This is a genomic window from Mesorhizobium denitrificans, from assembly GCF_003403035.1.
In the GTDB taxonomy this organism is placed as follows: domain Bacteria; phylum Pseudomonadota; class Alphaproteobacteria; order Rhizobiales; family Rhizobiaceae; genus Mesorhizobium_G; species Mesorhizobium_G denitrificans.
In genome coordinates this window covers 84,636-111,408 of record NZ_QURN01000004.1, presented here as the reverse complement: position 1 = coordinate 111,408, position 26,773 = coordinate 84,636, and the positions used below count along the sequence as shown (strand labels likewise).

Here is a 26,773-nt window from a genome sequence, read left to right as displayed (position 1 = left end):
CGGTGCCGGACCTAACGCCGGCATTCGGTCATATAACGTGTATCCGGCTGGACTGCCCCTCAACGGCCCACGGTCTTATCAAGCCTCCAACCGCCTCACCTGCGGCAAGGCCAGCTTGTATCGCATCTTCGTGGAACCCCGACCCAAAGTAAGAGCCGCAGAACCACGTGTTTCTGACCCCCTGCAAGGACCAGAGACGTTTCTGCGCATTGAGCGTGCCCGTATCAAATAAGGGGTGCGCATATGCACCGCGCCAAAGCACGCTTTCCGCGCGCGGTTCATGAAGTGGGCTGAGGGTGACAAACACCGGCTCGCGGGTGCGCAGGCTTTGCAGGCGGTTCATCCAATACGTGACGCATGGCTTACGACGTAACACGTCATTCGCGGACGATTGAGCGAGATAGTTCCAACTCGACCACACGCGATGCCGCTTGGGCATGAGCGATGCGTCGGTGTGAAGGACTGTTTCGTTCAGCCCATATTTGAACGCGCCGAGCAGTTCGACCTCGGCATCTGAAGGGTCTGCAAGCATCTTGAGCGCCTGATCCGCATGCGCGCCGATGACCACCTCATCGAACCACTCTGGATCGCTGCCTGAAGCAGATATTTCCACAACACCATTCACGCGCCTGACAGAAGTGACCGCGGCGTTAGTGCGTATGCGGTGCCTGAAAGGAGCGATGAGCTTTTCTATATATGCACGGCTTCCGCCTTCGACAGTTCGCCAAACAGGCCGCCGGAACAGCTTCAACAGGCCATGGTTCTCGCAAAAGCGGATGAAGGAAACAGCAGGATAGTTGCCGATCTCAAATGCCGGTGTGGACCAGATCGCGGCTGCCATGGGGTATAGATGGTCTTCCCTAAACGCTGTACCGAAACCCGCCGCGTTCAAGTACTCGTCGAGACTTGCGCCTGAATCGATATCGCGGATTTTTACAGGCGCTTCGCGGTAAAAGCGGACAACATCGCGCAACATCGACCAGAAGCGCGGACTGGCAATATTACTTCCCTGCGCGAAAATTCCTGCAAGATTGGTTCCAGAATATTCCAGCGCGCCACCATCCATAGAAACAGAGAAGGACATGTTCGACGGCTTGGTGGGAACGCCAAGATGCGCGAACAACGCTGACAAGTTTTGATACGTTGTGTCGTTGTAGACGATGAAACCTGTGTCGACCTGTGTCTCGCCGGTGTCGATGGTGTGGCAATGGCCACCAATGCGGGAATCGGCCTCGAATACCGTGACTTCGTGGCGCTGTGAAAGCAGCCATGCTGCGGAAAGTCCGGCGATTCCCGTTCCGATAACGGCTATTTTCAGAGGGCGTTCGTTGGGAGGGAAATGTTTCATCGCTTCGCTGAAATTCGCCACCCGACAGAAATCGGTTTGCTTTTGTTGCTCGAGTAGTAGGTTCTACGCAGCGAACGCGCGGTCGGATCACTGTCGCGACTGTGATCCGGTTTCGGACTCGCGACGTAGAATGGCGCATGCATGAGGCTTTGAATCACGTTGCTGTACGATCTTTATGGCCCGTTCCAATCGGCAGGCAGTTGGTCGTGACAAATCGTGAAGAAGGCGAATCCTTATATCTGACCGCTGAAGTTTTGGAGAAGCTGCTCGTGGCAGTTGCGACACGTCAGGATCGTGACGCGTTCGGTTCCCTATTTGGTCACTTTGGGCCGCGCATTAAGACATTTTTCCGGCGCGGGGGAATGAGCCCGGAAATGGCGGAAGAACTCGTTCAGGAGACGATGTTGCGCGTGTGGCGAAAAGCCAGCCATTATGATCCGGGTCGCGCAGCGGTATCGACATGGATCTTCACGATTGCGCGCAACCTGCGCATCGACTTCAACCGCCGCCAGCGAGATCCATCACTTTTGCCGTCGGATCCAGTTGATGTGCCGCCATCGATTGAAGACGAACTTTTGGCGGCAGAACGGGATGAGAATGTGCGGCTTGCGCTAGCCAAGCTCTCGCCCGAGCAGCAGGCGATAATACGCTTGTCCTACTATATCGAAAAATCCCAAACGGAGATCGCCAGTGAGCTCGGCATACCGCTCGGGACCGTGAAATCCAGGATTAGGCTGGCGATGAATCGGCTTCGTGCAGTGTTGGATGAAGATCAATGACAATTACACATCATCCGACTGACGAGACACTTATGCGCTATGCCGCCGGCACGATTGGCGCTGGACCGGCGATAGTGGTGGGGGCGCATGTGTCTGCCTGCCCGCACTGCGCGGAGGCTGTCAGGACATTTGAAGCGTTGGGCGGGGCAATTCTTGAGCAAACCGAACCGACCGCGTTGTCAGCCGATGCGCTTGCGAAAACATTGGCCCGCATCGATGCAGAAGGGAAACGAGAGGCGAGTGGTGACAACCACAGTCAGCCAATCGTCATCGACGGTGTACGCCTTCCCGACACGCTAAAGGGCTGTGAGATAAGGCGCTGGCGATGGATCGGACCCGGCATTCACATGAGCAGGGTTGGTGTACCGCACGACCCTGAAGCGAATCTCATTTTGCTGAAAGTTGGGCCGGGTCGCGCATTGCCAGACCACGGACATGTGGGGACCGAGCTTACATATATAGTCTCAGGATCATACACCGACGCTCTGGGACAGTTTACACCCGGAGATATTGCTGACGTTGACGAGCATGTTGAGCACCAACCCATCGTTGATCGCGATGGGGAGTGCATCTGTTTAGCCGCAGTTGAGGGCAAGATGCGCTTCAACAGCCTGATAGGCCGCATGTTGCAGCCGATATTCGGGATCTGACATGTGTGCGACCGCGATGTTCTTTGCTGTCGCGGTTCTATCAAGCCTCGTGATGTGCGGTGCCTGGCTCGTGGTTGCAGGCGGATCGAAATTCGGCTGGATCGATGCGAGCTGGTCTTTCCTCGTTGGACTTGCGGGGGTCGTTGTCTCCCTCTTTCCGATTGAAGGTTGGGAGGCGGAGTTCTGGCGACGGACCGTTGTTGCAACTGTTGCCTTGGCTTGGTCGCTTCGGCTCGGTCTGCACATCGTTAGTCGCACGCTGCGAGGAAAAGATGATCCGCGCTATGTCGCCCTGAAAGCGGAATGGGGAGCAAATTGGCGCGGTCGCCTGTTCTGGTTTCTACAAATTCAGGCCGCGGTGGCGCTGCTGCTGGCGGTGACCATATTTATGGCCGCGCGAAACCCGCAGCAGGGATTGCACTGGAGCGACCTCGCCGGGCTGACCCTGCTGGTCATCGCTGTGGTCGGTGAAGGAATCGCTGACGCACAACTGTCGCGATTTGCCCGCAACACGAACGACAGAGACGCAGTTTGCGATGCTGGACTTTGGAGTCTCTCGCGACATCCAAACTATTTTTTCCAATGGTTGGGCTGGCTGGGATATGCGGTCGTCGCGATAGGCCCCTCCGGCACTTGGCCGTGGGGATGGTGCGCCCTCCTAGGACCCTTGATGATGTATTTGCTGCTGACGCGAGCCTCCGGCATACCGCCACTGGAAAAGCACATGATGCAAACGCGGGGCGCGGCATATGCCCAATATCAAAAGCGCGTGAATGCGTTCTGGCCAGGCTTTCAACGCAGCGGGAGTACAGCATGAATATGGCGCAAGCCGCAATCGCGGCTGCTGAAAACCTGCCGCTACCCGACGCTGCACTTCGATTCGGGGTTGCTCGACTTGTCGGGCGCACGAGCCGCTTGCTAGCGAATGCCCGCAATTCAGATCGTGAATTTGCGCAAGGCATGGCGGGGTGGCCCATCGCCACGAATGTCGATCAGGCAAATGAGCAGCATTATGAGTTGCCGCCTGCATTTTTTGAATTGGCGTTAGGGCCACAGAGAAAATACTCGTGCTGCCTGTATCGCGGCCCTGAAAGTACCTTGGCGGAAGCCGAGCTTGCTGCGCTTGAAGAGAGTTGCGAGCATGCCAATCTGACCGACGGTCAGAGCATTCTCGAGCTAGGTTGCGGGTGGGGTTCGCTGTCGCTTTTCATGGCGGAACGCTACCCGCGTTCGAGCATCGTTTCGGTATCCAATTCAGTTTCGCAGCGCATGTTTATCGAAAGCGAGATAGTGCGCCGCGGATTTGAGAACCTTAGCGTCGTGACCGCCGATATGAATGATTTTGACGCGCAAGGAAAATTCGACCGCATAGTGTCGGTAGAAATGTTTGAGCACATGTCGAACTGGGACGCGTTGCTGCGACGTGCCCGTGATTGGATCGCGCCTGATGGCCGGGTTTTCATTCATGTTTTTTCCCATTGCGACAGTGCTTATCGCTTTGATCGCGCCGATAAGACGGACTGGATAGCGCAGCACTTTTTCACGGGTGGCTTGATGCCGAGCCACACTCTGATGCGCCAGTTCGAGGAGAGTTTTGTCGTCGAGCGAGACTGGCGGTGGAACGGGATACACTATCAACGCACTGCGCTTGACTGGTTGGGAAATTTCGACCGCAACAGCGCTGCGATCAGGACGATTTTTCAGCGAACCTATGGTGAAGACGCGGCTCTATGGATGCGCCGATGGCGCTTGTTCTTCCTCGCTACCGCTGGCTTGTTCGGACACGAAGCCGGCAATGAATGGAGTGTCAGCCACTACCTATTGCGACCTTCGGGATCGTGACTGCGATGGGCGCTTTGCAAAGGCTGAGTGCTGCGGTCAATGCATACATCGGAAACCCAGATCCGCGCGTGGCTTTGGCCAACTCCGTTTCCGTTCTGGTTGCGTCAAACCAGCCATTTTATCCGCTCTATCTCTGGTGGTTCGTTGGCGGAAACATAACGCCTGCTTTCTACACATTTCTTTCGACGCCGTTCTTTCTGGCGGTTCCCGCAATCGCGCGGGTAAATTCGGCTGCCGGGCGCGGTCTGCTACCGGTGACGGGCATTGCCAACACTTTGCTTTGCGCCAGGCTTTTCGGAGTTCAATCCGGGGTGGAGATATTTCTCATTCCGTGCGCGGTTCTGGCGCTGCTGATTTTTCGTTCACGCGAGCGGATATTATCGCTCGCTTTGGCAGGTGCATGCTTCGCGGCGTTTCTGTTTTTGCATGGTCGCTATGGCGAGCCGGTCGTGTCTTATTCCGCTGACGAATACGCAGCCTTGGTGCGGCTCAATGTCATGAGCGCGAGCGCGCTTACCGCTCTCGTTGCAATCATGTTCTCGCGGCTGCTGGCGGAATGCGAGGTCTCAGCCAAAGCGACTGGCAGCGAGAAAGCCCGCTGAAGCACCAACGGCGGATACAAACATTCCCCATGGAATATCGGCGAGCGTGATTGTCAGCGGCCAATCGCGCAGCGTTGCCTGGTTTGTAAGATCATATGTGGCGTAGGCGACCAACCCAAGGATGGCGCCATTTAGAGCTGCCTTGGTCAGCCCACCATCCTGAAGCGCTGGGAGCACTGCGAAATAGACGATACCGGCGATATAGATCAGATAAAACAATGTGGCGGGAGCCAATACAAACCCGTCAGCGAGCTTGCTCCCAAGCAGCGGTCGATAAAGTGTCTCCGCCATAACGGTCAGCCAGATGGCATCTACAGCGAGAAATGCCAGACCCGCGACAACATAGGCAACCATAATCGTTTTCATGTTTCGCCCTGTGTGAACATCGAAGTTTTACGTGATTTCCGGGTCGGCGGATCACCCGCCGGTGAACCGAAATGCCTCCACCAACGTAATAGGTAAGACAGGGAGGAAAACGGGTATGGCAAATCCTGTTTCTTATGTGCTTGCTGCGGCATTGCTGTTTGCGACACAGGCTTTCGCCCAGCAAGAGCCTGACCCCAGCGGTGTCTGGATGCGGGATGACGGAAATGCGCGTGTCCGCGTTGCCGCGTGTGGAACCAAAATCTGCGCCACAAACCTGTGGATAGGAGATACCAGCGGCGGCGAAGAAGTTGGCGACAGGCTGGTTATGTCATTGAAGCCAGACGCGACAGGCAAGCTAGCCGGCACAGCCTATGATGAAAAACGGGACCGCACCTACGGTATGACGATGACCGTCGCCAAGGACAAACTGGTTACGCGCGGCTGTGTGCTCGGTGGCATTTTGTGTAAGAATGTTAGCTGGAAGCCTTCAAACTGACGCTCATGGCAATGACAGACAAGCCGACAATAGTTCTTTTCCGCCATGACCTTCGTTTGCGAGATAACGGTGCGCTTGCCGAGGCTGCGCGACTGGATAAGCCGGTCATTCCGGCTTTTGTGTTTGATGACGGTGAAGGCGATTTGCGCCCGAGAGGGGCAGCATCCCGCTGGTGGCTCCATCAATCGTTAAAGGAGTTGGAAAAGGCGCTGGATGGCCTTGCCGGCAAGCTCATCATTCGGCGGGGCGAGCTTTCCAAAGTTGTTTCCGAACTTGTGGCGGAGAGCGGAGCGGATGCCGTGACGTGGAACCGCAGGTACGACCCAAATGGGGCGACAGCGGACCGCAGAATGGAAAAAGCGCTGCGGGCGAATGGCATACGCACCCGAGATTTCGACGGGCATCTGCTGCATGAGCCTTCGCAACTCGCCACCAAATCAGGTTCGTTTTACAAGGTGTTCAAGCCGTTCTGGAATGCTTTGTCGTCTGGCCCGGAACACCGGGACCCGATAGATGTGCCAAAGAGTTTGCGGGCATATTCAGGCGAGGTTTGGACTGAACCTGTCGATGAAGTTCTGCCTTTGCCGAAACCCGATTGGGCAAGCGGTTTACGAGAGGCATGGACGCCCGGTGAGGAAGGCGCGATTGCCGCGCTAAAGGAGTTCGTAGCGGAAAATCTTCGTGGGTATGCGGAGGGACGCGACTTTCCCGCGCGTCTCACATCGCGGCTGTCTCCGCATCTCGCGCATGGGGAAATCACGCCTTTCACCATTTTTGCGGCGATTGCCAAAAATCGAACCTCAAACAGCTCCGATGCTGCGAAATTCAGGCAGGAAGTGGGTTGGCGCGAGTTCTGTTATCACCTCCTGTCGCACAATCCCGACCTTGCACAGCAAAACTTCCAGCGCGCCTTCGATCATTTTCCCTGGCTGACCAACAAGCGCGCGTTGCATGCATGGCAACGCGGAGCGACGGGCTATCCGATTGTCGATGCGGGTATGCGCGAGCTTTGGCAAACGGGCACGATGCACAATCGCGTGCGGATGATTGCAGCGTCGTTTTTGACCAAACACCTGCTGATCGATTGGAGAGAGGGCGAGCGGTGGTTTTGGGATACGCTCGTGGATGCAGACCAGGCCAGCAATCCAGGCAATTGGCAATGGGTCGCTGGGTCGGGAGCGGATGCCGCACCGTATTTTCGAATATTCAATCCGGTTTTGCAGGGTGAAAAATTCGACCTCAAGGGCGAATATGTTCGCACATACGTGCCCGAACTGGCAGCGCTTCCGGATCGCTTCATTCACCAGCCTTGGGAAGCGTCAAGCGGTGTGCTGGAAAAAGCTGGCGTGATTCTGGGTGAAAACTATCCCGCGCCAATTGTGGATCACGCCACAGCGCGCGCCCGCGCATTGGCCGCATACCAATCCGTAAAGGCCGACGTATGAGTCGCGCACGCATCACGACGACTGCCGCGAACGGGACCGCACCGGACGCTGCCGGCACACTCTATGCTGGCAGCGTTATGCACCAGCGCCTGAAGCCGTTCGGCCACCGCTTTTCCTACTCAGTATTTTCTCTCCTCGTGGATCTGGACCGCTTGCCGGAGTTGGACGGACAGACCTTTCTCCTGTGCGTCAATCGGCCCGGCATGGTTTCGCTTTATGAGCGCGACCACGTCGAACAAACCGGCGAGACGCTTAGGCAATACGCTGATGGGTTGCTCGGCAAAGCGGGGTTTCAAAAGCCCGCGCACAGGATTCTGATGCTCGCTTATCCGCGCATCTTCGGATACGCGTTTAACCCCATTTCAGTCTATTTCGCATATGACCAAAACGGGGCTTTGACCGCTCTTATCTACGCTGTGCGAAACACATTTGGCGAACGGCACAGCTATGTTGCTCCGGTTATGCATGGTGAGTCCGGCCCCGCCGGAATTCGGCAAACGCGCGCAAAAGTGCTGCACGTTTCACCGTTCATGGAAATGAGCGCGCGCTATCATTTCCGGGTTTTACCACCGGGCAGGACAGTTCGGCTGCGCATTCACGAAGAAGTCGGCGACGAGCCGGTGTTGGCGGCTACATTCAATGGGGACGCAGTGCATCTCGACAGCGCAAGCCTTGCGGTGTGCCTGGCCAAGTTCCCTTTCATGACGTTGAAGGTAACGCTAGGGATCCATTGGCAAGCACTGCGCCTGTGGTTCAAGGGAGCAAAGTTTCACAAGAGCCCACCGCCGCCACCACATGCATCGTTTCGCGATAGCTGAAATTTATCAGCCTGGCTGTCAGCGCCACCCAAGTTCCGGCGCTACGTACTTTAGAATGGCTTCCAGCACGTGGGCATTGTATTCGACCCCCAACTGATTGGGTACGGTCAGCAACAGCGTGTCGGCCTCTGCGATTGCCTCGTCTTTTGCCAGTTCCTTTATCAAGGTTTCGGGCTCGCCAGTATATCCGCGGCCGAAAATGGCGCGCGTGTTCTCTTCAATGAACCCTATCTGGTCTTGTTCTCTGCTACCGCTGCCGAAATACGCACGGTCGCGATCATCAACAATCGCAAAGATGCTGCGGCTGACCGAAACGCGAGGTTCGCGTTCGTGACCGGCGGCCTTCCATGCCTCCCGGTAAACCCTGATCTGTTGGGCTTGCTGAATGTGGAACGGCTCGCCCGTTTCGTCGAACTTCAGGGTTGAACTCTGTAAGTTCATACCAAGCTTTGCAGCCCACTCTGCTGTCGCATTCGTTGCAGCACCCCACCAGATGCGCTCGCGCAAACCTTCCGAGTGCGGCTCGATACGGAGTTTACCCGGCGGGTTAGGAAACATGGGGCGCGGATTAGGTTCGGCGAACCCCTGGCCCCGCAGCACATCGAGAAATACCTCAGCGTGCCGACGAGCCATATCGGCGTCTGTTTCACCTTCGGCCGGCGCGTAACCGAAATAGCGCCAACCATCGATCACCTGCTCAGGAGAGCCGCGACTAATACCCAGTTGCAGACGTCCACCAGCGATGAGGTCAGCCGCACCGGCATCTTCGGCCATGTAGAGAGGGTTCTCATACCGCATGTCGATGACAGCGGTGCCGATTTCGATGCGTTTGGTCTTCGCGCCCGCCGCAGCCAGCAGAGGAAAGGGCGAGCCAAGCTGCCGCGCAAAATGATGAACCCGAAAATAGGCTCCATCTGCACCAAGTTCCTCCGCGGCGACGGTGAGATCGATAGACTGCAGCAACGTGTCGGAGGCAGATCGCGTCTGCGATTGCGGTGATGGCGTCCAGTGTCCGAAGGACAGAAATCCGATCTTCTTCATCTGTTCAACGTAAATCAGGATTGCGTTCAAAGCTACCGATCGGTGCAAGTGAAACGTGGCGGTCTTTTGGCTGTGCGTTTGAACTGGTGTTTGATTTCGAATCCAAAGTGGCTCGCAATGTGCTAATATTGAAAACCGCCAAACAATAGGTGCTCCTATGTTGGAAGCTGACAAGGTTTTCGCTGGCTCTGTTCCGGAAAACTATGACCGCTACATGGTGCCACTGATCTTCGACTTCTATGCAAATGATATCGCGCAGCAGGCAGCTTCGTTTTCGCCGAAAGCCGTTCTGGAAATTGCAGCTGGTACTGGTGTCGTGACCCGAGCCCTGGCTCCAAAACTTGCAGCGGATGCTGCCTACGTGGTGACTGATCTCAACCCCGCAATGCTTGACTATGCAGCCTCACGCCAGCCGCCGGATAGCCGGATACAGTGGAAGCAAGCGGACGCGATGGCGCTGCCGTTCGACGATGCGGCCTTCGATCTCGCTTGTTGTCAGTTTGGCGCGATGTTCTTCCCGGATCGAACGTCCGGCTATCGCGAGGTGAAGCGTGTTCTGAAACCCGGAGGGCGCTTTTTGTTTAACGTATGGGACCGGATCGAGGAAAACGTGTTTGCGCAAGACGTGCTCGACGCTCTTGGCGAGATTTTCCCGGACGATCCGCCACGCTTCATTACACGCACGCCCCACGGCTATTTTGACACGGGGCTAATCCGCAGCCAGTTGGAAGAGGCGGGCTTTTCTGACGTCGCAATCGAGACGAAAGCAGAGCAAAGCCGTGCGCCTTTGGCTCGAATTGTTGCGACGGCCTTTTGCCAGGGCACGCCCATTCGCAATGAAATCGAGGCGAGGGGCGGAAATCTGGAGGCTATAACCGACCGTGTTGCAGCGACCATTGCAGAAAGGCGCGGAAGCGGAGAAATCTCCGCCAAGATGCAGGCACATGTGATCAAGGCGAACGCTTAGCGTTTCCGGTCTTAATCACTTCAGGCGCGCGGCGTGCCAGTCGATATGATCCGCCATGAACGACGAAATGAAGAAATAGGAATGGTCATATCCCTCGCGCATGTTCAGGCGCAACGGGATTTGCGCCTTCCTGCACGCTTCGGCCAATAGCTCCGGGCGCAGGCCGGTTGTCAGGAAGCTGTCCGCAGTGCCCTGATCCACCAGAAACTCCGGGAAGCGCCTGCCGTCTTCGATAAGCGAAACGGCGTCATATTCGCGCCATGCGGTCTCGTCTTTGCCGAGATATTTCTCGAAGGCCGGGCGCGACCAGTCTGCCGTGCTGGGGTTCACGATGGGCGCGAACGCGGAGCAGCTTTTGAAACGGTCGGGATGTTTGAGCGCAATTGTCAGCGCGCCATGCCCGCCCATTGAATGGCCGAAAATGCCTTGCCGTTTCATATCGGCTGGAAACTGCGAGGCAATGAGCGCGGGCAGTTCGTCCACGATGTAAGAGTACATGTTGTAGTTCGTGGAAAACGGCGCTTGGGTCGCGTCTACGTAAAAGCCTGCGCCTGAACCGAATTGCCAGTTGCCCGGTTCGTCAGGCACGTTTTCGCCGCGCGGGCTCGTATCGGGCGCGACGATGATGACGCCATGCTGTGCAGCGGCAGCACGGTATTCGCCCTTTTCCATCACATTGGCATGGGTGCAGGTCAGGCCCGACAAGTACCACAGCACAGGCACCGGCCCGCTATCCACCTGTGGCGGAACGAACACGGCAAACGTCATGGGCGTTCCGGTTGCGTCAGACGCGTGCCGGTACACACCCTGCACGCCGCCATGCGATTTGGCTTTCGAGACGATCTCCATCGCGCGACCTCAATAAATGACCACGGAGCGGATCGACTTACCCTCATGCATGAGGTCGAAGGCTTTGTTGATGTCGTCCAGCGGCATGGTGTGGGTAATCAGATCGTCAATGTTGATCTTGCCCTCCATGTACCAGTCGACAATCTTCGGCACATCGGTGCGGCCACGCGCACCGCCAAAGGCGGAGCCGCGCCAGTTGCGACCCGTAACAAGCTGGAATGGGCGGGTGGAAATCTCGGCACCGGCTGGCGCCACGCCGATCACGATGCTGGTTCCCCAGCCGCGATGGCAGCATTCCAGCGCCTGCCGCATGACATTGACATTGCCCGTGCAATCGAAGCTGAAATCCGCACCGCCATCGGTCAGGTCTTGAATGGCACTGACGACCTTGTCTACGCCGACATCGTTCGGACTGATGAAGTGCGTCATGCCGAACTTCTTCGCCATCTCGACCTTGCCGGGGTTGATGTCGACGCCGATGATCTTGTCTGCGCCAACCATTCTGGCACCCTGAATGACGTTGAGGCCGATGCCGCCCAAGCCGAACACAACGACATTGGCTCCCGGCCAGACCTTGCCCGTGTAAACTACAGCGCCGATGCCGGTGGTCACGCCGCAGCCGATGTAGCAAATCTTGTCAAAAGGCGCGTCCTCGCGAACTTTTGCCAGCGCAATCTCCGGCAGCACGGTGAAGTTCGAGAAGGTCGAGCAGCCCATGTAATGGAAAATCTCGCCGCCGTCGCATGAGAACCTGCTGGTGTGATCCGGCATAAGGCCTTGACCCTGCGTGGCGCGGATCGAGGTGCAGAGATTTGAGCGCTGCGACAGGCAGGTTTTGCACTGGCGGCACTCCGGCGTGTAAAGCGGGATGACGTGATCGCCCACCTTCAGCGACGTGACGCCCGCGCCGACCTCGCGCACGATGCCCGCGCCTTCGTGACCGAGAATCGCGGGAAACTTGCCTTCGGAATCAAGGCCGTCGAGCGTGTAGGCGTCGGTGTGGCAAACGCCGGTCGCCATGATTTCAACGAGCACCTCGCCCGGCTTCGGCCCTCCGATCTCGATTGTCTCGATGGTCAGAGGCTTCTTGGCTTCCCATGCGACTGCGGCTCTCGTTTTCATATGCATCCCTTGTTGACGATGTGGCGCCCGACCGGGCGCGCGTGCTTCAACAGCATGAGCCGATGTCATAGTGTAAATGAGGGCGAAAGCTCAACCCTTGCGGGAGTGGTGGAAGGGATTTTGGCACCAATACAGTCGCTGGACCTTCGATACGCCTAGTCTTTGGAAAATCGGGTGTGGTAAGGCTCTCTATATATGAGTCGGATGGAATATGATCAACGATAGCAATGGACCGGTGCATCTTGTTGAGGATGAGAAGACCGGCGACCGGTTTCTTGTCTATGGAACGGACAAGGGGCTTCGGCTCGATATCCGGTATGAGGGCGAAAACCTCTGGATGACGCAGGCGCAGATTGCTCAGCTTTTCGGATCAGACCGATCGGTAATTACCAAGCACATCGCAAATGTGTATTCGGACGGCGAACTGGAAGCCGAAGCAACTTGTGCAAAAATTGCACAAGTTCGGCGCGAGGGCGCAAGAAGGGTCGAGAGGCAGATCGAGCACTATAATCTCGATATGGTGATTTCCGTTGGCTACCGCGTGTCGTCAGCACAAGCCACCATGTTTCGGCGTTGGGCGACCGGTATTTTGGTGCAGTTCGCCAAAAAGGGCTTCGTGGTTGATGCGCTGCGTCTCAAAGAACCTGAAAGCAGGGATCGAGTAGCTGAACTCCGCGAGATAATCCGCGATATTCGTTCCGATGAGGCGAATGTCTATCGCGAGTTGCAGCAAATTTGCGCGATGTGCCAAGACTACGACGGCGCGAAAGCAGCAACCGAGTTTTTCCAAAAGATGCAAGCGAAGCTGGTTTTCGCAGTCACATCGCATACTCCGTCAGAGATCGTGGCAGAGCGCGCGGACCATCAAGCCGAGAATATGGGCCTTCAAACTTGGCCGAGCACCAATATTCGGAAACGGGACTGCACGGTTTCCAAGAACTACCTCGCTGAATCCGAGATAAAAGAGCTGAACAGACTGACTACGATCCTGCTGGATATTTTTGAGGATCAGCTTGACATTGGCAGGCTTGTTTTGATGCAGGACGCACAAAACCTCATGGATCAACAATTGCAGAACCTTGGTCGCGCCGTATTGCGTAACGGTGGTCGGATGAGCGCCAGCAGGGCGAAGGCGCTTGCAGAGGCTGAGTTCGAAAAATTCGATGAGCAACGCAAGCTTGATCGATACCAAAGGGCCGATGGAGGTATCGCAGCCTTGGCCAAAGAAGCCAAAGCGCTTCCAAAGACTCGGCGCTCGTGAACTGCTGCGAGAGCTGGCAGCCTAGGGCATGCTTCCTTCGGCCAGTTGAAAGATAGTGCGCGGGTCAACCTCTATCGCTCGGCTAACGACGATAAATTCCGCCACATCCAAGCGCCGCTCGCCTAGCTCAAATTTCGAGACGAATGTTTGGCGCTGGCCGATCCGCTTGCCTAACTCGGCCTGCGTAATGCCAGCGTCTTTTCGAGCTTGCACAAGAAGCTCGATAATTCGTCGATAAAGTTCTGGATTAAGTGAGGACAAGGAAAGCGCCAGTTCAAAAACCAGCTGCTCAATAAAACCCTATTTCGGAATACCCCAAAACAGGGTATTGCATTGCACGATGGGCGATGTTGAGGTGCTGCCGGTGTGGGAGAAATGGAACTGGGTACTCTGGGTTATCGCCCTGTCACCCGCATGGAGCATGTTTCTGTGGGGCTTTTGGCAGCAGAGTGTTTTACCTCGGCTGATTGAGTTGGGAGAGATCAAGGCGGAGGCGGATTGTCTTATTGCGCAATATGGTTCGCGTGCAGAGGAAATCGCCTTCCTGGAAGAGGACCGCGCGTGGCGCTATTCGCAGAACTTTCAGCAAGGCAAATGGCATAGGGTGCGTAAGGAACTCTGGCGGCGATACGATGCCGGTGAATGGGTCGGTCCCGAAGGTTGATAGGGGCGCGGTTTTGGCGCGAATAGCGCGTGAGCCGGGGTTGCCGACCACCGGAAGTTCCAGCTTGGCATGACAGGTCGATTATGATGCACTGCACACCAATGAAGGGGGCACACCGAAGAAGGGGACAGTGCATATATGTCAATCAAGGCGGGGATTTATCACCTTACGCACTACAAATATGACCGACCTGTTTCGCTGGGGCCGCAGATCATAAGGCTGCGTCCCGCTCCGCATAGCCGCACGCGCGTTATCTCACATTCGCTGAAGGTCACGCCGTCCAATCACTTCATCAATCACCAGCAAGACCCGTATGGAAACTGGCTGGCGCGCTTTGTGTTTCCCCAACCTGTGACGGAATTAAAGATCGAGGTCGATCTCGTCGCGGATATGACGGTCTACAACCCGTTCGATTTCTTCGTGGAGGAGAGCGCCGAGACTTATCCGTTCGACTATCCCGAGGACATTCGCGAAGACCTCGCCATCTATCGCACGCCGGAGCCTGCCGGGCAGTTGCTTGCGGGCTTTCTGGAAACCGTTTCGCGCGAGCCGCAGCGTACGGTTGATTTTGTCGTGAACCTGAATGCACGGCTTTCGCGCGAGATCGGCTATGTCATCCGCATGGAGCCGGGCGTGCAATCGCCAGAGGAAACGCTCAGCGTTCGCACAGGCTCTTGCCGCGATACAAGCTGGCTGCTGGTGCAGGCCTTGCGGCATTGCGGATTGGCTGCGCGGTTCGTGTCGGGCTATCTGATCCAGCTCAAGCCGGACCTCGTTTCGCTCGACGGTCCGCCCGGTACGGATCACGACTTTACGGATTTGCACGCGTGGGCGGAAGTCTATCTGCCGGGCGCTGGATGGATCGGACTTGATCCGACATCCGGCTTGCTTACGGGCGAGAGCCATATTCCGCTGGCGGCCACGCCGCATTATCGCAATGCTGCGCCTATTTCGGGGGCGGCGAGTTTCGCGAATGTTGAGTTCAACTTCGACATGCATGTGGAGCGCGTTTCCGAGCATCCGCGCATCACCAAGCCGTTTTCGGATGAATCATGGGCGGCGCTGGATGCGCTTGGGCGCAAGGTGGATGAACTGCTCAAGGAAGGCGATGTGCGCCTGACGATGGGCGGCGAGCCTACCTTCGTTTCGATCGATGATTTTGAATCGGCTGAGTGGAACACGGATGCGGTGGGGCCGACGAAGCGCGGGCTTGCCGACGCGCTTATCCGGCGCTTGCGAGACAAGTTTGCGCCCAACGGTATGCTGCATCACGGACAGGGCAAATGGTATCCCGGCGAGAGCCTGCCACGCTGGACGTTTTCGCTTTTTTGGCGACGCGACGGAAAGCCGATCTGGAAAGATGAAACGCTGATCGCACCGGAGGAAGGCGGCGAGGCGGCGACCATCGAGCAGGCGGCGCGGTTGCTCGCGACCATCGCGCGTGAACTTGCAATCAGCGACGACCATGTTGTGCCTGCGTTTGAAGACCCGGCGGAATGGGTTCTAAAGGAAGCGAACTTGCCGGAGAATGTGACGCCGGAGGATTCCAAGCTGAAGAATCCGGAAGATCGCAATCGCATAGCGCGTGTGTTCGAGCGTGGGTTGAACAACCCTTCCGGCTATGTGCTGCCGGTGCAAAGATGGCAGGCAAAGGCGAGCGGTCATGGCTGGCAATCTGAGAAGTGGAAGCTGAGGCGCAGCCATCTGTTTTTAGCGCCGGGCGATAGTCCGGTTGGCTTTCGTCTGCCGCTCGGCGCGCTGCCCTATGTGCCGCCTTCGGCGTTTCCGTATATTCAGCCAGCCGACCCGACCGAAGAGCGCGGACCATTGCCGGAGATCGACCGGCAACAGCCTGCGACAGTGGTTGAGGCTCCGAGCGTTGAGGTTGGTACGCTTATCGAGCAAACGCTGGATGCGGGCGGTGGCGCGGTTCGTACGGCAATTGCCGTGGAGCCGCGCGACGCCAGGCTGTGCGTGTTCATGCCGCCGGTGGAGCGCATCGAGGATTATCTGGAACTGATCGCGGCGGTGGAGGCGGCGGCAAAGCAGGAGAAATTGCGGGTGCGGATTGAAGGCTATGCGCCGCCGCACGACCCGCGCATCAATGTCATTCGTGTTGCGCCCGATCCGGGCGTGATCGAGGTGAATATTCATCCGGCATCTTCCTGGGATGAATGCGTTGCGACGACCGGGATCGTGTACGAGGAAGCGCGGCAGACGCGACTTGGCGCGGACAAGTTCATGATCGACGGGCGGCACACCGGCACGGGGGGCGGCAACCATGTCGTGGTGGGCGGGCAATCGCCGAATGACAGCCCGTTTCTGCGCAGGCCGGATTTGCTGAAAAGCCTGATCCTGCATTGGCAGCGGCATCCAAGTTTGTCCTATCTTTTTTCGGGACTGTTCATCGGGCCGACAAGTCAGGCGCCGCGCATAGATGAGGCGCGGCATGATGGGCTGTACGAACTGGAGACGGCGCTTTCGCAAATACCCGTGCCGGGTATGGGAGCGCAGCCGCTGCCCTGGTTGGTGGACCGGTTGCTGCGCAATCTGCTGGTGGACGTGACTGGCAATACGCATCGCTCGGAAATCTGCATCGACAAGCTCTATTCGCCGGATGGACCGACCGGGCGTTTGGGATTGGTGGAATTTCGTGGCTTTGAGATGCCGCCGAACCCGCGCATGAGCCTTGCGCAGCAATTGCTGATCCGGGCGCTGATTGCGCGGCTCTGGAAGGCTCCGCTGGATGGGTCGCTGACGCGTTGGGGAACGACACTGCATGATCGCTTCATGCTGCCGCATTATCTGTGGCGCGATTTTCTCGATGTTCTGGCCGATCTGCGGCTGCATGGACTGGACCTGAAGCCGGAATGGTTTGAGGCACAGCTTGAATTTCGCTTCCCGTTCTGCGGGGAGGTAGAGTATGAAGGCGCGGGGTTGGAAGTGCGGCAGGCGCTCGAGCCGTGGCATGTGCTCGGCGAGACAGGCGCGATTGGGGGCACCGTGCGCTATACGGACAGTTCTGTTGAGCGAATGCAGGTCAAGCTGACCGCTGCCGATCCTTCCCGCTATGCGGTGACGTGCAACAAGCGCAGCGTGCCGTTGCAGAAGACCGAGACGGCAGGCGTTTCCGTCGCTGGTGTGCGCTTCAAGGCTTGGCAACCATCCATGGCGCTGCATCCGGTGTTGCCGGTCAACGCGCCGCTGACATTCGATATTTACGACAAGTGGAGCGGGCGAGCGCTGGGCGGCTGCATCTATCATGTCGCACATCCGGGCGGCCGCAATTACGAGACATTTCCGGTCAACGCCAATGAAGCGGAAGCCCGCCGCCTGGCTCGCTTCGAGCCGTCCGGCCACACCGCTGGATTCTATGAAGCCGAGCCTCCGAGCATATCGTCGGAATTCCCCATGACGCTCGATATGCGCCGTCCGGCAGGGCTTTAATGGCGAGCGTAAACGACAAGAAAGTGCCGAAGTGGAACGCGGCATCGGAATATCGTCCGATGCCGGGCGTGCCTGACGAGCTTATGTCGGAGAACGGCGCGATCCGTCCCGTCTGGTCGCAGTTTCTCAGCTATTTCTCATCGCTGGCGCCTGCTGATCTTGCAGGCCGCTTTGCGCGCGGCGACGAATATTTGCGCGATGCTGGTGTTTATTTCCGGCAATATGACCAGAAGAACGCCATCGACCGCTCCTGGCCGCTGAGCCATGTACCAGTGATCCTGCATGAGAGCGAATGGGCTGATATCGCATCGGCGCTGACACAGCGCGCCGACCTGCTGGAACATGTTGCGGCGGACATTTACGGGCCGAACAATCTGGTGGCGGAAGGCAAGTTACCTGCCTCGATTATCGCCGGAAATCCGGAATGGCTGCGCCCGATGGTTGGTGTGCGGCCTGCCAGCGGACACTTCCTGCATTTCCTCGCGTTCGATCTGGGCCGTGGGCCAAACGGGCAATGGTGGGTGCTGGAAGATCGCGTGCAGGCTCCTTCCGGCGCTGGCTTTGCGCTGGAGAACCGTGTCGCGACGGCGCGTGTGTTTTCCGACTATTATTCCGAGGCGCATGTGCATCGCCTTGCGGGCTTTTTCCGCCGCTTCCGCGAGTCGCTCAATCTCATGCGCGGCGGCGACGAGAACGGGATTGCCATTCTCTCGCCCGGGCCGATGACCGACACCTATTACGAACATGCCTATATTGCGCGCTATCTCGGCATGGGGCTGCTGGAAGGCGAAGATCTGAGCGTCGAAAACGACAGAGTGATGGTGCGCTCTGTTTCCGGCAATCGACCGATAAGCGTGCTGTGGCGCAGGCTCGATTCCACATTTGCCGATCCGCTGGAATTTGACGGTGCGTCCAGACTCGGCACGCCGGGTCTGGCTGGTGCAGTGCGGCATGGCAATATCTCCATGGTCAACGCGCTTGGCGCGGGCGCACTGGAGGCAAAGGCACTGTTCGCCTTTTTGCCGCGTATCAGTGAAGCCGTGATGGGGCAGCCACTGGGGATGCCGAATGTCGCGACGTGGTGGTGCGGTTCGGAGATGGAGCGACGTCACGTTGCCGCCAATTCGGAACGGATGGTGATATGCCCGGCGGTGCCGCCTTTGCGGCTGGCAGGCAGACCGGCGCGGCCCGAATTCGGCATGGGCGAAGCGGGGCGGGAGCTGATTCTGACACCGGAAAACGGTCGCCATTTTGTGGGGCAGGAGGCGGTGACGCTTTCGACCACGCCGAGCTGGGAGGATGGGCGCCTGTTGCCGCGGCCGCTAAGTCTTCGCGTTTACCTCGCGCGCACGGCGGATGGCTGGGTTGCTATGCCGGGCGGCTTTGCGCGCATCGGTCATTCGCGTGATCCCAAGGCTATTGCCATGCAGCAGGGCGGAGCGGTGGCGGATGTGTGGGTCGTTTCGGATCGCAAGGTGAGCACCGAGACGATGCTGGCGCCGCCTGCGGGGCCCTATGTGCGCCCGAGGCAGGGCGCGCTGCCGAGCCGCGCCGCCGATAATCTGTTCTGGCTCGGGCGCTATGTCGAGCGCGCCGAATCCACCATGCGCTTGATGCGCGCCTATTTTGCGCGGCTGGCGGAAGCGGGCGAACTGGAAAGCCCGCTGCTGTCTTACGTTCGAGAGCATATCGACGCGCGCGACATTGAGGCGAATGAGGCGATTCCGACAAGTTTGCGCGCCATGTTCTCATCGGCAATCGGAAGCGCGGCAAAGATACGCGACCGCTTTTCGGTCGACGGCTGGATGGCGCTGAACGACCTGGCAGATAGCGCCAATCGCATGACGCTGACCGCCACCGTGGGCGACGACAGTGCGCGCGCGATGAGCGTGTTGCTACGCAAGATCACCGGCTTTTCAGGCCTGGTCCATGAAAACATGTACCGGTTTGTAGGCTGGCGGTTTCTCACCCTTGGCCGATCATTGGAACGTGCGCTGGCAATAACCTCGCTGCTGACCTCGATGACCGACGACGAAGCGCCCGATGGCGCACTGGATTTTGCGGTGGAGGTGGGCGACAGCACGCTATCGCATCGCCGGCGTTATACGGTGCGCACCACTCGCCCGACGGTGATCGACTTGATGGCGCTGGACAGCATGAACCCGCGCTCGATCCTTTATCAGCTGAACGAGATAAAAACGCAGGTCGATCTGCTGCCGGATGCCGGTGTGCCCGGACATATGTCCGAGTTGGCGCGCGCGGCACTGCGAACCCAGACAAACATCGCCGTGCAGACGCCGGAGGCGTTTGACATTGAAGCGCTGAACCAGACGTACGACGAAATTGCTGCGCTGTCGGAACTCATCACGAAAGCCTATTTGAAGTAGCCATGCTCTACGAGGTTTTGCTCCGCACCAGATGTACCTACGACCGGATGGCGGCAGGACGTCAGGCGTTGCGCGTCATGCCCGCAGATGAGGCCGGGATTCAGCGGCTGGTTGCGGGCGCTATCGATATTGATCCAGCGCCGCACGAGCGAATTGACCGCATCGACTTTTTCGGAAATCGCACGGTGGATGTATGTTTCAATACGCCGAACGAAACGGTTGACGTGACTGTGCGTGCCCGCGTTGACCGGTTTGGTTATCCGCCCGCGATGGATGTTTCTGCGCGGCTGGAAGATTTGCCGGTGGAACTGGCGGCTATGCGCAATCTCGGTTCAACCTCGCCGCATCATTTCGTGGATACGTCGCCGCTGGTGGGCCCAAGTCCCGCAATTGCCGAATATGTGCGCGATGTTATGCCCAAGGCTGCGACGACGATGGAGATAGTTGGGGCAATAAACGCCGCGCTGCATCGCGACCTTCGATATGATGGCGACGCGACGACGGTGGACACGCCGCTCGAGGAAGCCTTCGCGAAACGTCGCGGCGTGTGTCAGGATTTCACTCACATCATGATCGCATGCCTGCGTGAGATCGGTATTCCAGCGGGCTATGTAAGTGGCTTTCTGCGCACCGAACCGCCGAAGGGCAAGCCCCGGCTGGAAGGCGCAGATGCCATGCATGCATGGGTGCAGGCATGGTGCGGTGCCAACGCGGGCTGGATCGAGTTTGATCCTACCAATGCGATGATGGCTGGTCTGGACCATATCGTCGCCGCCCGCGGACGAGATTATTTCGACGTCGCACCCGTGCGGGGCGTGTTGCGCACCGCCGGATCCCAAGACATCTCGCAATCCGTTGATGTGATCCCGCTGGCGTAAATGAGGGGTAACTCCCTCACTGCGCGTGGCGGTGAATCAGATCGTGAATGTAGCCCAGCTTCTGGACGGCCTTTGGCGGGATGACGAAGGGGTATAAATCCGGCAGGCCCATGCAGCGGTTGAGACTGTTTGAGGCGTAGCTGAGCGGCAGCCAGGCGTTGATCAGCACATTTACGTCTTCGGTTTCATAAGGATCGAAGGTGATTTGAGTCGCTAGCGCTTCCGTCGCGACAGCGGGGTGTGTTTCGATGCCGAATGACGCGGCCATTTCCAGCGTATCGACGATGTGGAGATAATGCGCCCAGGTTTCCGCCCAGTCTTCCCATGGATGCATGGTCGCGTAGGCGCTGACATAGCTCAGGCGCCAGTCTCCTGGCGCGCCTTGTTGATAATGCCGCTGAAGGGCCTCGGCATAATCGGCACCTTCGTCACCGAACAGAGCGCGAAAGCTTTCAAGCTGGCCGCCATCGCGGACCAGCCGGTCCCAATAAAAATGGCCGACTTCGTGCCGGAAATGGCCGAGGATCGCGCGATATGGCTCGCCCATCGAGGTGCGCGCAGCCTCGCGTTTGGCGTCATCGGCCTCATTCAAGGAGATGGTGATGACTCCACTATCGTGGCCGGTCATGATTTTGGTGCTGCCATCGGGCGCATCCGCCAGAAAGTCGAACACGAGCGGCTCCGGTTCTCCGCTGGCGGGTGTCGGCAGGGGAAGATCAAGCCGGATGAGCGAGTAAAACAAGCGGCGCTTCGCGGCTTCGATCTTGCGCCAGTCGCGATAGTGCTCCGGCGTGGAAATATCCGGGATGGTGCGATTGTGGCGACAGGCGCGGCAGTAGATCTCGCCGCTATCGGCATGTGTCAGCCAGTTGCAGGCGCTTTGCTCCCAATTCGCGCAGAAGCGATAGCGTGAGTGTGGATCGGCGAGCGCGATCCAGTTCGGCCCGTCGGGATCGACGGCGGTCATCTGCCCTTTGTCGGGAAGATATCCGATCTGTTTGCCACATTGCTCGCAGTATGAGTTCTCAAAATAGAGGACGTTGCCGCAATTCTGGCACTGGAACAGGCGCATCGGAATTCCCTCAATCTGTTTTGCCGAAAGCGGCGAACACAATATTCGTTCCGGCTCGCAGATGTTTTCCTGTCATTAAGGTTGGTGAGGTCAGATATGGCTTTGAGGTTTCGGGATAACCATGCAGGAATTTTTGATCTCCGCCAAACCCGATCTAGCCGAAGCACGGCAGGCTTGGTTGAAAGCGCTGGCAAGCGAGCGGCGTCTGTCGAAGCTGACCGTCGAGGCCTATGAGCGGGATACGCGCCAGTTTTTGCAGTTTCTGACGGGACATTGCGGCGGGCCACCGGGCGTTTCCAGCGTGAGCGCGTTGCGGCCAGTCGATTTGCGCGCCTTTCTCGCAGCCCGTCGCTCGGATGGCGCAGGGGCGAGAACGATTGGGCGCGGGCTGGCGGGTGTGCGGTCGTTCCTGCGCTACCTGGATCGCAAGGGGTTGGCCAATGCCGCTGGTGCGTCAGCGTTGCGCGCGCCTAAGCAGCCCAAATCATTGCCGAAGCCGCTGACGGTTTCCGATGCGCGCAGGGTCGTCGATGTTGGCGAGCAGCTTGCGGAAGAGCCGTGGATTGCCGCGCGCAACGCGGCCGTGCTGGCGCTGCTATATGGGTCCGGGATGCGTATTTCGGAGGCCTTGGGGCTGCTGGGGACCGATCTTGCCGCGCGGGGAGATAATGTGCTGCGTGTGACGGGTAAAGGCGGAAAGACGCGGCTCGTGCCGGTATTGCCGGTAGCGTTTGAGGCCGTCACCACCTATCGCAGCCTTTGCCCGTATCATCTGGCGGCAGATCAACCGCTGTTTCGCGGTGCCAAGGGCGGGCAGCTCAATCCGGCAATCGTACAGCGTGAAATGAAGCGAATGCGTTCGGCGCTCAATCTGCCCGAAACGGCAACGCCGCACGCTCTGCGCCACTCGTTTGCGACGCATCTGTTGGGGCGCGGCGGTGATCTGCGCGCGATTCAGGAATTGCTCGGCCATGCAAGCCTCTCGACTACGCAGATCTATACGGGCGTCGATTCGGCTCGACTGCTGGATATTTATGAGGCGGCGCATCCGCGCGCGTGAAAACCGTGCAATTCGAGATAACGGCTTAACCAATCGTCCTGCTTTGCGGATTAAGATGTGCGCATGGCCAGAACAGCGACAGCAACCACCATCGCCGAAACCCTCGCGCTTCCCGCGATGAAGCTGCTTGCAACGTTGAACGTGCTGTTTCTTGTCTCGTTCATCGCGGTCTTTTGCATGGCGGTGGCGCGCTAGGGCGCTCACGCAAAGCGTGATTTGTCAAAGAACTGAGCTTTGTTATTCTTTGTGCTTCTGACTGAAAGGAGCACGAAATGAAGAAAGCTGTTCTAGCCATTAGCCTTCTTGCCTTCTCTGCACCATTCGCGAGCGCTTGCGAGTTTCAACGCTCGGCGCAGGCCAAGGAAGATAAAACAGTCGTAGCTAGTGTAGCTTCCGAGCAAAATCTCAATATGTCGACCCCGGCGCTCCCAACCACCAACGAGCCGGTTCAGACGCAGGAAACTGACCAAAACTAGAAAAATCAGCTACCCATCTGATTTTTGCGTCGCCAAACGACCGAAAGCCGAGATTCTTTGGAACCTCGGCTTATTTCTTACGTTTGTCAGTCCGAAGCTGAACACAAGGAGGACGGCAATGGCTGAACCTGCACGCAAATTGCATGACCACGCCAACGATCCGAAGCATGTGACGGACCCTGTTGGCGCACCGATTGATCCACGGGATTCACGCGTGACGAACGCGGGTGACAACATCGTGTATAATCGCCGTGTTGTTGAAGGACGTGGCACGGGAAATGGCGCGATTATCGCCGCGATTGTTCTGGTACTCGCAGTGATCGCCTATTTCGTTTTCGCTCCGGGTAAATCCGAGGCGCCGGCTCCGGCACCAGCGACAACCAGCGAGCCGGCCCCGGCAACGCCAGCCGCACCGGCACCTGATGCGACGGCTCCGGCTCAACCTGCCACACCGCCGGCAACTGCGCCGAATGCGACGGCTCCAGCACCGCAGCCGACGCAGCCTGCCCCGGCGAACTAACGGGCAAAGCGCTTCTAAAGGAAGGGCGGTCGCGAGCCGCCCTTTTTTTGTTGCTTGAATTTCGCTCGATAGTTGTTCAATGCGCGAAACATGCGCAATCTTGGTGAACGACAAGCCACCAGAGTGGAGAGAAAAGAATGAAGGTGACTATCAACATCGACTGCACACCGGAGGAAGCGCGGCAATTCATGGGGTTGCCGGATGTGCAGCCGCTTCAGCAGGCGATGATGAAACAGATGGAAGAGCGCATGATCGTTGAGATCGATCGGTTTTCGCCGGAAAACCTGCTCAAGACATGGTTCTCCGGCATGCCGCAGAATACGGACTGGATGCGCAACGTTATGGGCGGAATGTTCTCGCCGGGATCTTCGGACGAAAAAAAGAAATAGGCCGCAGGGCGCGGCCTAACTTTTGGAGGCGCGGTACTGGCTCACTTGCACTGGGCGATTGAACTGAGCGCTGCCGAAATGCCTTTGAGCGAGAAGGTGTAGTTCGTCGGGTTGCCGCGCTTGGACTTGGCGGCGATCTTCATGTCCGACCCGCCGCGCATGGCGTTGATCAGCGCTGGTTCGTCTTCCGGCTTTTCCACCCAGGCCGACTTACCCTTGGTGAACATGGAGAACGACTTATTGCCTACGGTGACCTGGACCTTGGAATTGGCCTGCAAATCATAGGAAGCGATGAACTGCGGTTCGTACGAAGCCTTGCCACCGGGGCGCTGGCTTACGAAGAAAAAGATATCGCCGTGGTCCAGTGTGGCTGGCTGCTTGTCGGTCGGAACCGTGAGCACATAGCAGACCTTACCATTCTGCGCCTGATAGCTATACGTGCCCCACGCATTGTGCTGGCCGATCTTGGTGGCCGACTGCGCCAACGCGGGTGCGGCGCTTATCGCCAGCACAAAACTCGTAACCAAGGCAGTCAATCTGTACATTGCTGAGACATTTCCCGTTCTAAAAAATCACTATGCGCCGTGCCTGACGGGCGAGGCAATTTGGTTCATATTGACTTAATCAGAGTTACCAAACCGTTATCCCGCCCAAATCCGGTGCTCGAACATCCGATACCAGACAGTCCAAGCTGCCGCACCAAGCTTGCGCGCACATTGAGGAGGGCATGAAAACGGCAAGAGTTTGACTTGCCGTCTCAGGACAACGTCATGACCAGTCGTCGATGGCCTTGCGCGCTGCGCTGCGATGAGCGGTCGTGATGCTTGCCTGTACGGCAGCTATGGCAGCGGATAGCACCGCAATATCGTCCGTGAAACCTATCCCGGCGAGGATGTCAGGCACCGCATCGATGGGAAGAACGAAATAGGCCAGCGCGCCGAGCAGGATGCCCTTGGTCTTGGTGGACGTTTCCTTGTCCAGCGCACAATAGTAGGCCGAAACAACGTCTTCCATGAACGGTACGTGCCGCGCGGCCTTGCGTGCCGTGCGCCAGAAATTCTGCCGGATATTGTCAGTTCCGTCGGTGCGAAACATTCGCGCTGCGTCCATCGATCCCTCCGTGATCATTACCGATGATGTGGTATAGGTTCTGCCCCGCTGCAAGACCGCAACCTTTCAAATCGGTAGAAGGGGTTATTCGTGACTTCACAATGGCAGTACTCGGTTCTGTTCGTGTGCTTGGGCAATATCTGCCGATCACCGTTGGCCGAGGGGCTTTTTCGCGACGCAGTGCGGAAAAGGGGTTGGGATAATCGCTTCGTGATCGACTCTGCCGGAATTGGCGCCTGGCATCAGGGTTCGCCGCCGGACCCGCGTTCGATAGCGGTGGCTGCGCGATACGGCATTGATATTTCCGACCAGCGCGCGCGGAAAATTCGACCGGACGACTTCGAGCGTTTCGATCTGGTTATGGCTATGGACCGATCGAATGTGGATGATTTGCGCCGGGTGGCAGAACCGGAGGCGCGCGGGCGTATTCATTTGTTCAATCAATATGCGCTGGGGCCAGTTCGGGATGTCCCCGACCCGTATTATGGCGGCAATGACGGATTCGAGTCCGTTTACCGGATGCTCCGTGAAGCGTCCGACGGGCTGGCCATCAAGCTTGGCGAGCGAATGTCCGCGCCGAGTGGCCAGGCTTCCTCGACGACATAAGGTCCACCACCGACCGAATCGCGGGATGACATAAGGACGAATCGCCCGACTTTGAACGGCATGGTGGCGAAATTGCCGCGCGCGGAGAGATACATCGCTACGGCATCGGGCGAGGTATTGCGCAGTCTCGCCAGCGTGACGTGCGGCGAGAATTTGCGAGCGTCAGACGGCAGACCGAGACGCGCAGCAATGCGGTCGATTTCAGCCTGAAGCGCGAAAAGATCTGGCGATGCGGTCACGCCCGCCCAGATCGAATGGGGCTTCTTGCCGCCGAAAGCGCCTACGCCGGAAAGCGTGATCTGGAAGGAAGGGCGGTGTACGCGATCCAGCGCGTTGACTATTTCGTCAGCCACATGGCCTTCGACATCGCCGAAAAAGCGCAAGGTCAGGTGATAATTCTCAACATCGATCCAGCGAGCGCCCGGCAAGCCGCCGCGCAGAAGCGATAGGGAAAGCGCTGCGTCACGAGGAACTTCGAGAGCGGTGAACAAACGGGGCATAGGCAGGCTCCCTATCTCGAATCAAACGCGCATCCCAAGCGAATCACCGTTTGCGCAATGCGGCAAGAGGTTTTCGCA

Annotated in this window: 30 protein-coding genes; 20 read left to right on the top strand and 10 right to left on the bottom strand. The window is 57.9% G+C overall.

Annotated features, from left to right (window positions below; translation table 11 throughout):
* Positions 1-28: 28 nt before the first annotated feature.
* Positions 29-1,348: an NAD(P)/FAD-dependent oxidoreductase gene (locus DY251_RS05595; RefSeq protein WP_116623126.1), complete on the bottom strand. Its 1,320-nt coding sequence runs from the start codon at positions 1,346-1,348 to the stop codon at positions 29-31.
* Positions 1,349-1,485: 137 nt separating this feature from the next.
* On the opposite strand from DY251_RS05595, the gene DY251_RS05590 reads away from it, so the two are divergent.
* The 5 genes from DY251_RS05590 to DY251_RS05570 are packed head-to-tail and all read left to right on the top strand — an operon-like array spanning position 1,486 to position 5,221.
* Complete coding sequence (locus DY251_RS05590; protein ID WP_116622883.1) at positions 1,486-2,127, top strand: sigma-70 family RNA polymerase sigma factor; 642 nt, start codon at positions 1,486-1,488, stop codon at positions 2,125-2,127.
* Positions 2,124-2,777, top strand: coding sequence for a ChrR family anti-sigma-E factor (locus DY251_RS05585; protein WP_116622882.1), 654 nt, complete (start codon positions 2,124-2,126; stop codon positions 2,775-2,777). Before DY251_RS05590 ends, DY251_RS05585 begins: the two co-directional genes overlap by 4 nt.
* A gap of 1 nt (position 2,778) precedes the next feature.
* Positions 2,779-3,594 carry a DUF1295 domain-containing protein gene (locus DY251_RS05580; RefSeq protein WP_116622881.1) on the top strand — a complete coding sequence of 272 codons (816 nt, stop codon included), beginning with the start codon at positions 2,779-2,781 and terminating at the stop codon, positions 3,592-3,594.
* Entirely contained in the window at positions 3,591-4,619 is a 1,029-nt protein-coding gene (locus DY251_RS05575; RefSeq protein WP_116622880.1) for an SAM-dependent methyltransferase, read from the top strand. The genes DY251_RS05580 and DY251_RS05575 overlap by 4 nt, the downstream gene beginning before the upstream one ends.
* Before the next feature lie 5 nt (positions 4,620-4,624).
* Entirely contained in the window at positions 4,625-5,221 is a 597-nt protein-coding gene (locus tag DY251_RS05570) for a hypothetical protein (protein WP_116622879.1), read from the top strand.
* On the opposite strand, the gene DY251_RS05565 is transcribed toward DY251_RS05570, so the two are convergent.
* Complete coding sequence (locus tag DY251_RS05565; protein ID WP_116622878.1) at positions 5,186-5,587, bottom strand: DUF2177 family protein; 402 nt, start codon at positions 5,585-5,587, stop codon at positions 5,186-5,188. The genes DY251_RS05570 and DY251_RS05565 overlap by 36 nt on opposite strands.
* Positions 5,588-5,702: 115 nt before the next feature.
* Between DY251_RS05565 and DY251_RS05560 the strand changes: the two genes are divergently transcribed.
* Genes DY251_RS05560 through DY251_RS05550 form a run of 3 tightly spaced genes read left to right on the top strand, consistent with a single transcriptional unit; the run spans position 5,703 to position 8,346 of the window.
* On the top strand, positions 5,703-6,083 hold the full coding sequence (locus DY251_RS05560) for a DUF2147 domain-containing protein (RefSeq protein WP_116622877.1): 381 nt from the start codon (positions 5,703-5,705) through the stop codon (positions 6,081-6,083).
* Positions 6,084-6,088: 5 nt separating this feature from the next.
* A complete protein-coding gene (locus DY251_RS05555) occupies positions 6,089-7,528 on the top strand; it encodes a cryptochrome/photolyase family protein (RefSeq protein WP_116622876.1) in 1,440 nt (479 codons plus the stop codon).
* The gene (locus DY251_RS05550) at positions 7,525-8,346 is read left to right on the top strand and encodes a DUF1365 domain-containing protein (RefSeq protein ID WP_116622875.1); all 822 of its coding nucleotides are present in this window, start codon (positions 7,525-7,527) and stop codon (positions 8,344-8,346) included. Before DY251_RS05555 ends, DY251_RS05550 begins: the two co-directional genes overlap by 4 nt.
* A gap of 18 nt (positions 8,347-8,364) precedes the next feature.
* Here DY251_RS05550 and DY251_RS05545 read toward each other — a convergent pair whose 3' ends face one another.
* The gene (locus tag DY251_RS05545; protein ID WP_116622874.1) at positions 8,365-9,387 is read right to left on the bottom strand and encodes an LLM class flavin-dependent oxidoreductase; all 1,023 of its coding nucleotides are present in this window, start codon (positions 9,385-9,387) and stop codon (positions 8,365-8,367) included.
* 157 nt (positions 9,388-9,544) lie between these two features.
* Here DY251_RS05545 and DY251_RS05540 point away from each other — a divergent pair, with 157 nt between their 5' ends.
* Entirely contained in the window at positions 9,545-10,354 is an 810-nt protein-coding gene (locus DY251_RS05540; protein ID WP_116622873.1) for a class I SAM-dependent methyltransferase, read from the top strand.
* 15 nt (positions 10,355-10,369) lie between these two features.
* On the opposite strand, the gene fghA is transcribed toward DY251_RS05540, so the two are convergent.
* Positions 10,370-11,203 carry an S-formylglutathione hydrolase gene (gene fghA / locus DY251_RS05535; RefSeq protein WP_116622872.1) on the bottom strand — a complete coding sequence of 278 codons (834 nt, stop codon included), beginning with the start codon at positions 11,201-11,203 and terminating at the stop codon, positions 10,370-10,372.
* Positions 11,204-11,212: 9 nt separating this feature from the next.
* The gene (locus DY251_RS05530) at positions 11,213-12,325 is read right to left on the bottom strand and encodes an S-(hydroxymethyl)glutathione dehydrogenase/class III alcohol dehydrogenase (RefSeq protein ID WP_116623125.1); all 1,113 of its coding nucleotides are present in this window, start codon (positions 12,323-12,325) and stop codon (positions 11,213-11,215) included.
* Positions 12,326-12,536: 211 nt separating this feature from the next.
* Between DY251_RS05530 and rhuM the strand changes: the two genes are divergently transcribed.
* Positions 12,537-13,586, top strand: coding sequence for a RhuM family protein (rhuM, locus tag DY251_RS05525; protein ID WP_116622871.1), 1,050 nt, complete (start codon positions 12,537-12,539; stop codon positions 13,584-13,586).
* Positions 13,587-13,607: 21 nt separating this feature from the next.
* Here rhuM and DY251_RS05520 read toward each other — a convergent pair whose 3' ends face one another.
* Positions 13,608-13,847 carry a helix-turn-helix domain-containing protein gene (locus DY251_RS05520; RefSeq protein ID WP_116622870.1) on the bottom strand — a complete coding sequence of 80 codons (240 nt, stop codon included), beginning with the start codon at positions 13,845-13,847 and terminating at the stop codon, positions 13,608-13,610.
* 79 nt (positions 13,848-13,926) lie between these two features.
* Between DY251_RS05520 and DY251_RS05515 the strand changes: the two genes are divergently transcribed.
* From DY251_RS05515 to DY251_RS05500, 4 genes are all read left to right on the top strand, one after another.
* Positions 13,927-14,250, top strand: a complete 324-nt coding sequence (locus tag DY251_RS05515; protein WP_116622869.1) for a hypothetical protein — start codon at positions 13,927-13,929, stop codon at positions 14,248-14,250.
* Between the two features lie 138 nt (positions 14,251-14,388).
* The gene (locus tag DY251_RS05510) at positions 14,389-17,697 is read left to right on the top strand and encodes a transglutaminase family protein (protein ID WP_116622868.1); all 3,309 of its coding nucleotides are present in this window, start codon (positions 14,389-14,391) and stop codon (positions 17,695-17,697) included.
* A complete protein-coding gene (locus DY251_RS05505; RefSeq protein ID WP_116622867.1) occupies positions 17,697-20,084 on the top strand; it encodes a circularly permuted type 2 ATP-grasp protein in 2,388 nt (795 codons plus the stop codon). The genes DY251_RS05510 and DY251_RS05505 overlap by 1 nt, the downstream gene beginning before the upstream one ends.
* A gap of 2 nt (positions 20,085-20,086) precedes the next feature.
* Positions 20,087-20,962 carry a transglutaminase family protein gene (locus DY251_RS05500; RefSeq protein WP_116622866.1) on the top strand — a complete coding sequence of 292 codons (876 nt, stop codon included), beginning with the start codon at positions 20,087-20,089 and terminating at the stop codon, positions 20,960-20,962.
* A gap of 16 nt (positions 20,963-20,978) precedes the next feature.
* On the opposite strand, the gene DY251_RS05495 is transcribed toward DY251_RS05500, so the two are convergent.
* Positions 20,979-22,034: a zinc-binding metallopeptidase family protein gene (locus DY251_RS05495; RefSeq protein WP_116622865.1), complete on the bottom strand. Its 1,056-nt coding sequence runs from the start codon at positions 22,032-22,034 to the stop codon at positions 20,979-20,981.
* 121 nt (positions 22,035-22,155) lie between these two features.
* Between DY251_RS05495 and DY251_RS05490 the strand changes: the two genes are divergently transcribed.
* The 5 genes from DY251_RS05490 (at position 22,156) to DY251_RS05475 (ending at position 24,479) form a co-directional block, all read left to right on the top strand.
* A complete protein-coding gene (locus tag DY251_RS05490) occupies positions 22,156-23,094 on the top strand; it encodes a tyrosine recombinase XerC (RefSeq protein ID WP_116622864.1) in 939 nt (312 codons plus the stop codon).
* A 63-nt stretch (positions 23,095-23,157) separates the two neighbouring features.
* Positions 23,158-23,289, top strand: a complete 132-nt coding sequence (locus tag DY251_RS21870) for a hypothetical protein (RefSeq protein WP_281004437.1) — start codon at positions 23,158-23,160, stop codon at positions 23,287-23,289.
* Positions 23,290-23,366: 77 nt separating this feature from the next.
* Entirely contained in the window at positions 23,367-23,570 is a 204-nt protein-coding gene (locus tag DY251_RS05485; protein ID WP_116622863.1) for a hypothetical protein, read from the top strand.
* A 118-nt stretch (positions 23,571-23,688) separates the two neighbouring features.
* A complete protein-coding gene (locus DY251_RS05480) occupies positions 23,689-24,090 on the top strand; it encodes a hypothetical protein (RefSeq protein ID WP_116622862.1) in 402 nt (133 codons plus the stop codon).
* Positions 24,091-24,227: 137 nt separating this feature from the next.
* Positions 24,228-24,479: a DUF6489 family protein gene (locus DY251_RS05475; protein WP_116622861.1), complete on the top strand. Its 252-nt coding sequence runs from the start codon at positions 24,228-24,230 to the stop codon at positions 24,477-24,479.
* A gap of 41 nt (positions 24,480-24,520) precedes the next feature.
* On the opposite strand, the gene DY251_RS05470 is transcribed toward DY251_RS05475, so the two are convergent.
* Positions 24,521-25,024, bottom strand: a complete 504-nt coding sequence (locus DY251_RS05470; RefSeq protein ID WP_116622860.1) for an invasion associated locus B family protein — start codon at positions 25,022-25,024, stop codon at positions 24,521-24,523.
* 223 nt (positions 25,025-25,247) lie between these two features.
* Complete coding sequence (locus tag DY251_RS05465; protein WP_245415869.1) at positions 25,248-25,589, bottom strand: YkvA family protein; 342 nt, start codon at positions 25,587-25,589, stop codon at positions 25,248-25,250.
* 90 nt (positions 25,590-25,679) lie between these two features.
* Here DY251_RS05465 and DY251_RS05460 point away from each other — a divergent pair, with 90 nt between their 5' ends.
* Complete coding sequence (locus DY251_RS05460) at positions 25,680-26,195, top strand: low molecular weight protein-tyrosine-phosphatase (protein ID WP_116622858.1); 516 nt, start codon at positions 25,680-25,682, stop codon at positions 26,193-26,195.
* On the opposite strand, the gene thpR is transcribed toward DY251_RS05460, so the two are convergent.
* The gene (gene thpR / locus DY251_RS05455; RefSeq protein ID WP_116622857.1) at positions 26,102-26,695 is read right to left on the bottom strand and encodes an RNA 2',3'-cyclic phosphodiesterase; all 594 of its coding nucleotides are present in this window, start codon (positions 26,693-26,695) and stop codon (positions 26,102-26,104) included. The genes DY251_RS05460 and thpR overlap by 94 nt on opposite strands.
* Between the last annotated feature and the right edge of the window lie 78 nt (positions 26,696-26,773).

What these genes read in the sequence shown, in the direction of transcription:
- DY251_RS05595 (WP_116623126.1), bottom strand. Translation starts at nt 1,348, where the DNA reads ATGAAACATTTCCCTCCCAACGAACGCCCTCTGAAAATAGCCGTTATC.
- DY251_RS05590 (WP_116622883.1), top strand. Translation starts at nt 1,486, where the DNA reads ATGCATGAGGCTTTGAATCACGTTGCTGTACGATCTTTATGGCCCGTT.
- DY251_RS05585 (WP_116622882.1), top strand. Translation starts at nt 2,124, where the DNA reads ATGACAATTACACATCATCCGACTGACGAGACACTTATGCGCTATGCC.
- DY251_RS05580 (WP_116622881.1), top strand. Translation starts at nt 2,779, where the DNA reads ATGTGTGCGACCGCGATGTTCTTTGCTGTCGCGGTTCTATCAAGCCTC.
- DY251_RS05575 (WP_116622880.1), top strand. Translation starts at nt 3,591, where the DNA reads ATGAATATGGCGCAAGCCGCAATCGCGGCTGCTGAAAACCTGCCGCTA.
- DY251_RS05570 (WP_116622879.1), top strand. Translation starts at nt 4,625, where the DNA reads ATGGGCGCTTTGCAAAGGCTGAGTGCTGCGGTCAATGCATACATCGGA.
- DY251_RS05565 (WP_116622878.1), bottom strand. Translation starts at nt 5,587, where the DNA reads ATGAAAACGATTATGGTTGCCTATGTTGTCGCGGGTCTGGCATTTCTC.
- DY251_RS05560 (WP_116622877.1), top strand. Translation starts at nt 5,703, where the DNA reads ATGGCAAATCCTGTTTCTTATGTGCTTGCTGCGGCATTGCTGTTTGCG.
- DY251_RS05555 (WP_116622876.1), top strand. Translation starts at nt 6,089, where the DNA reads ATGGCAATGACAGACAAGCCGACAATAGTTCTTTTCCGCCATGACCTT.
- DY251_RS05550 (WP_116622875.1), top strand. Translation starts at nt 7,525, where the DNA reads ATGAGTCGCGCACGCATCACGACGACTGCCGCGAACGGGACCGCACCG.
- DY251_RS05545 (WP_116622874.1), bottom strand. Translation starts at nt 9,387, where the DNA reads ATGAAGAAGATCGGATTTCTGTCCTTCGGACACTGGACGCCATCACCG.
- DY251_RS05540 (WP_116622873.1), top strand. Translation starts at nt 9,545, where the DNA reads ATGTTGGAAGCTGACAAGGTTTTCGCTGGCTCTGTTCCGGAAAACTAT.
- fghA (WP_116622872.1), bottom strand. Translation starts at nt 11,203, where the DNA reads ATGGAGATCGTCTCGAAAGCCAAATCGCATGGCGGCGTGCAGGGTGTG.
- DY251_RS05530 (WP_116623125.1), bottom strand. Translation starts at nt 12,325, where the DNA reads ATGAAAACGAGAGCCGCAGTCGCATGGGAAGCCAAGAAGCCTCTGACC.
- rhuM (WP_116622871.1), top strand. Translation starts at nt 12,537, where the DNA reads ATGATCAACGATAGCAATGGACCGGTGCATCTTGTTGAGGATGAGAAG.
- DY251_RS05515 (WP_116622869.1), top strand. Translation starts at nt 13,927, where the DNA reads ATGGGCGATGTTGAGGTGCTGCCGGTGTGGGAGAAATGGAACTGGGTA.
- DY251_RS05510 (WP_116622868.1), top strand. Translation starts at nt 14,389, where the DNA reads ATGTCAATCAAGGCGGGGATTTATCACCTTACGCACTACAAATATGAC.
- DY251_RS05505 (WP_116622867.1), top strand. Translation starts at nt 17,697, where the DNA reads ATGGCGAGCGTAAACGACAAGAAAGTGCCGAAGTGGAACGCGGCATCG.
- DY251_RS05500 (WP_116622866.1), top strand. Translation starts at nt 20,087, where the DNA reads ATGCTCTACGAGGTTTTGCTCCGCACCAGATGTACCTACGACCGGATG.
- DY251_RS05495 (WP_116622865.1), bottom strand. Translation starts at nt 22,034, where the DNA reads ATGCGCCTGTTCCAGTGCCAGAATTGCGGCAACGTCCTCTATTTTGAG.
- DY251_RS05490 (WP_116622864.1), top strand. Translation starts at nt 22,156, where the DNA reads ATGCAGGAATTTTTGATCTCCGCCAAACCCGATCTAGCCGAAGCACGG.
- DY251_RS21870 (WP_281004437.1), top strand. Translation starts at nt 23,158, where the DNA reads ATGGCCAGAACAGCGACAGCAACCACCATCGCCGAAACCCTCGCGCTT.
- DY251_RS05485 (WP_116622863.1), top strand. Translation starts at nt 23,367, where the DNA reads ATGAAGAAAGCTGTTCTAGCCATTAGCCTTCTTGCCTTCTCTGCACCA.
- DY251_RS05480 (WP_116622862.1), top strand. Translation starts at nt 23,689, where the DNA reads ATGGCTGAACCTGCACGCAAATTGCATGACCACGCCAACGATCCGAAG.
- DY251_RS05475 (WP_116622861.1), top strand. Translation starts at nt 24,228, where the DNA reads ATGAAGGTGACTATCAACATCGACTGCACACCGGAGGAAGCGCGGCAA.
- DY251_RS05470 (WP_116622860.1), bottom strand. Translation starts at nt 25,024, where the DNA reads ATGTACAGATTGACTGCCTTGGTTACGAGTTTTGTGCTGGCGATAAGC.
- DY251_RS05465 (WP_245415869.1), bottom strand. Translation starts at nt 25,589, where the DNA reads ATGGACGCAGCGCGAATGTTTCGCACCGACGGAACTGACAATATCCGG.
- thpR (WP_116622857.1), bottom strand. Translation starts at nt 26,695, where the DNA reads ATGCCCCGTTTGTTCACCGCTCTCGAAGTTCCTCGTGACGCAGCGCTT.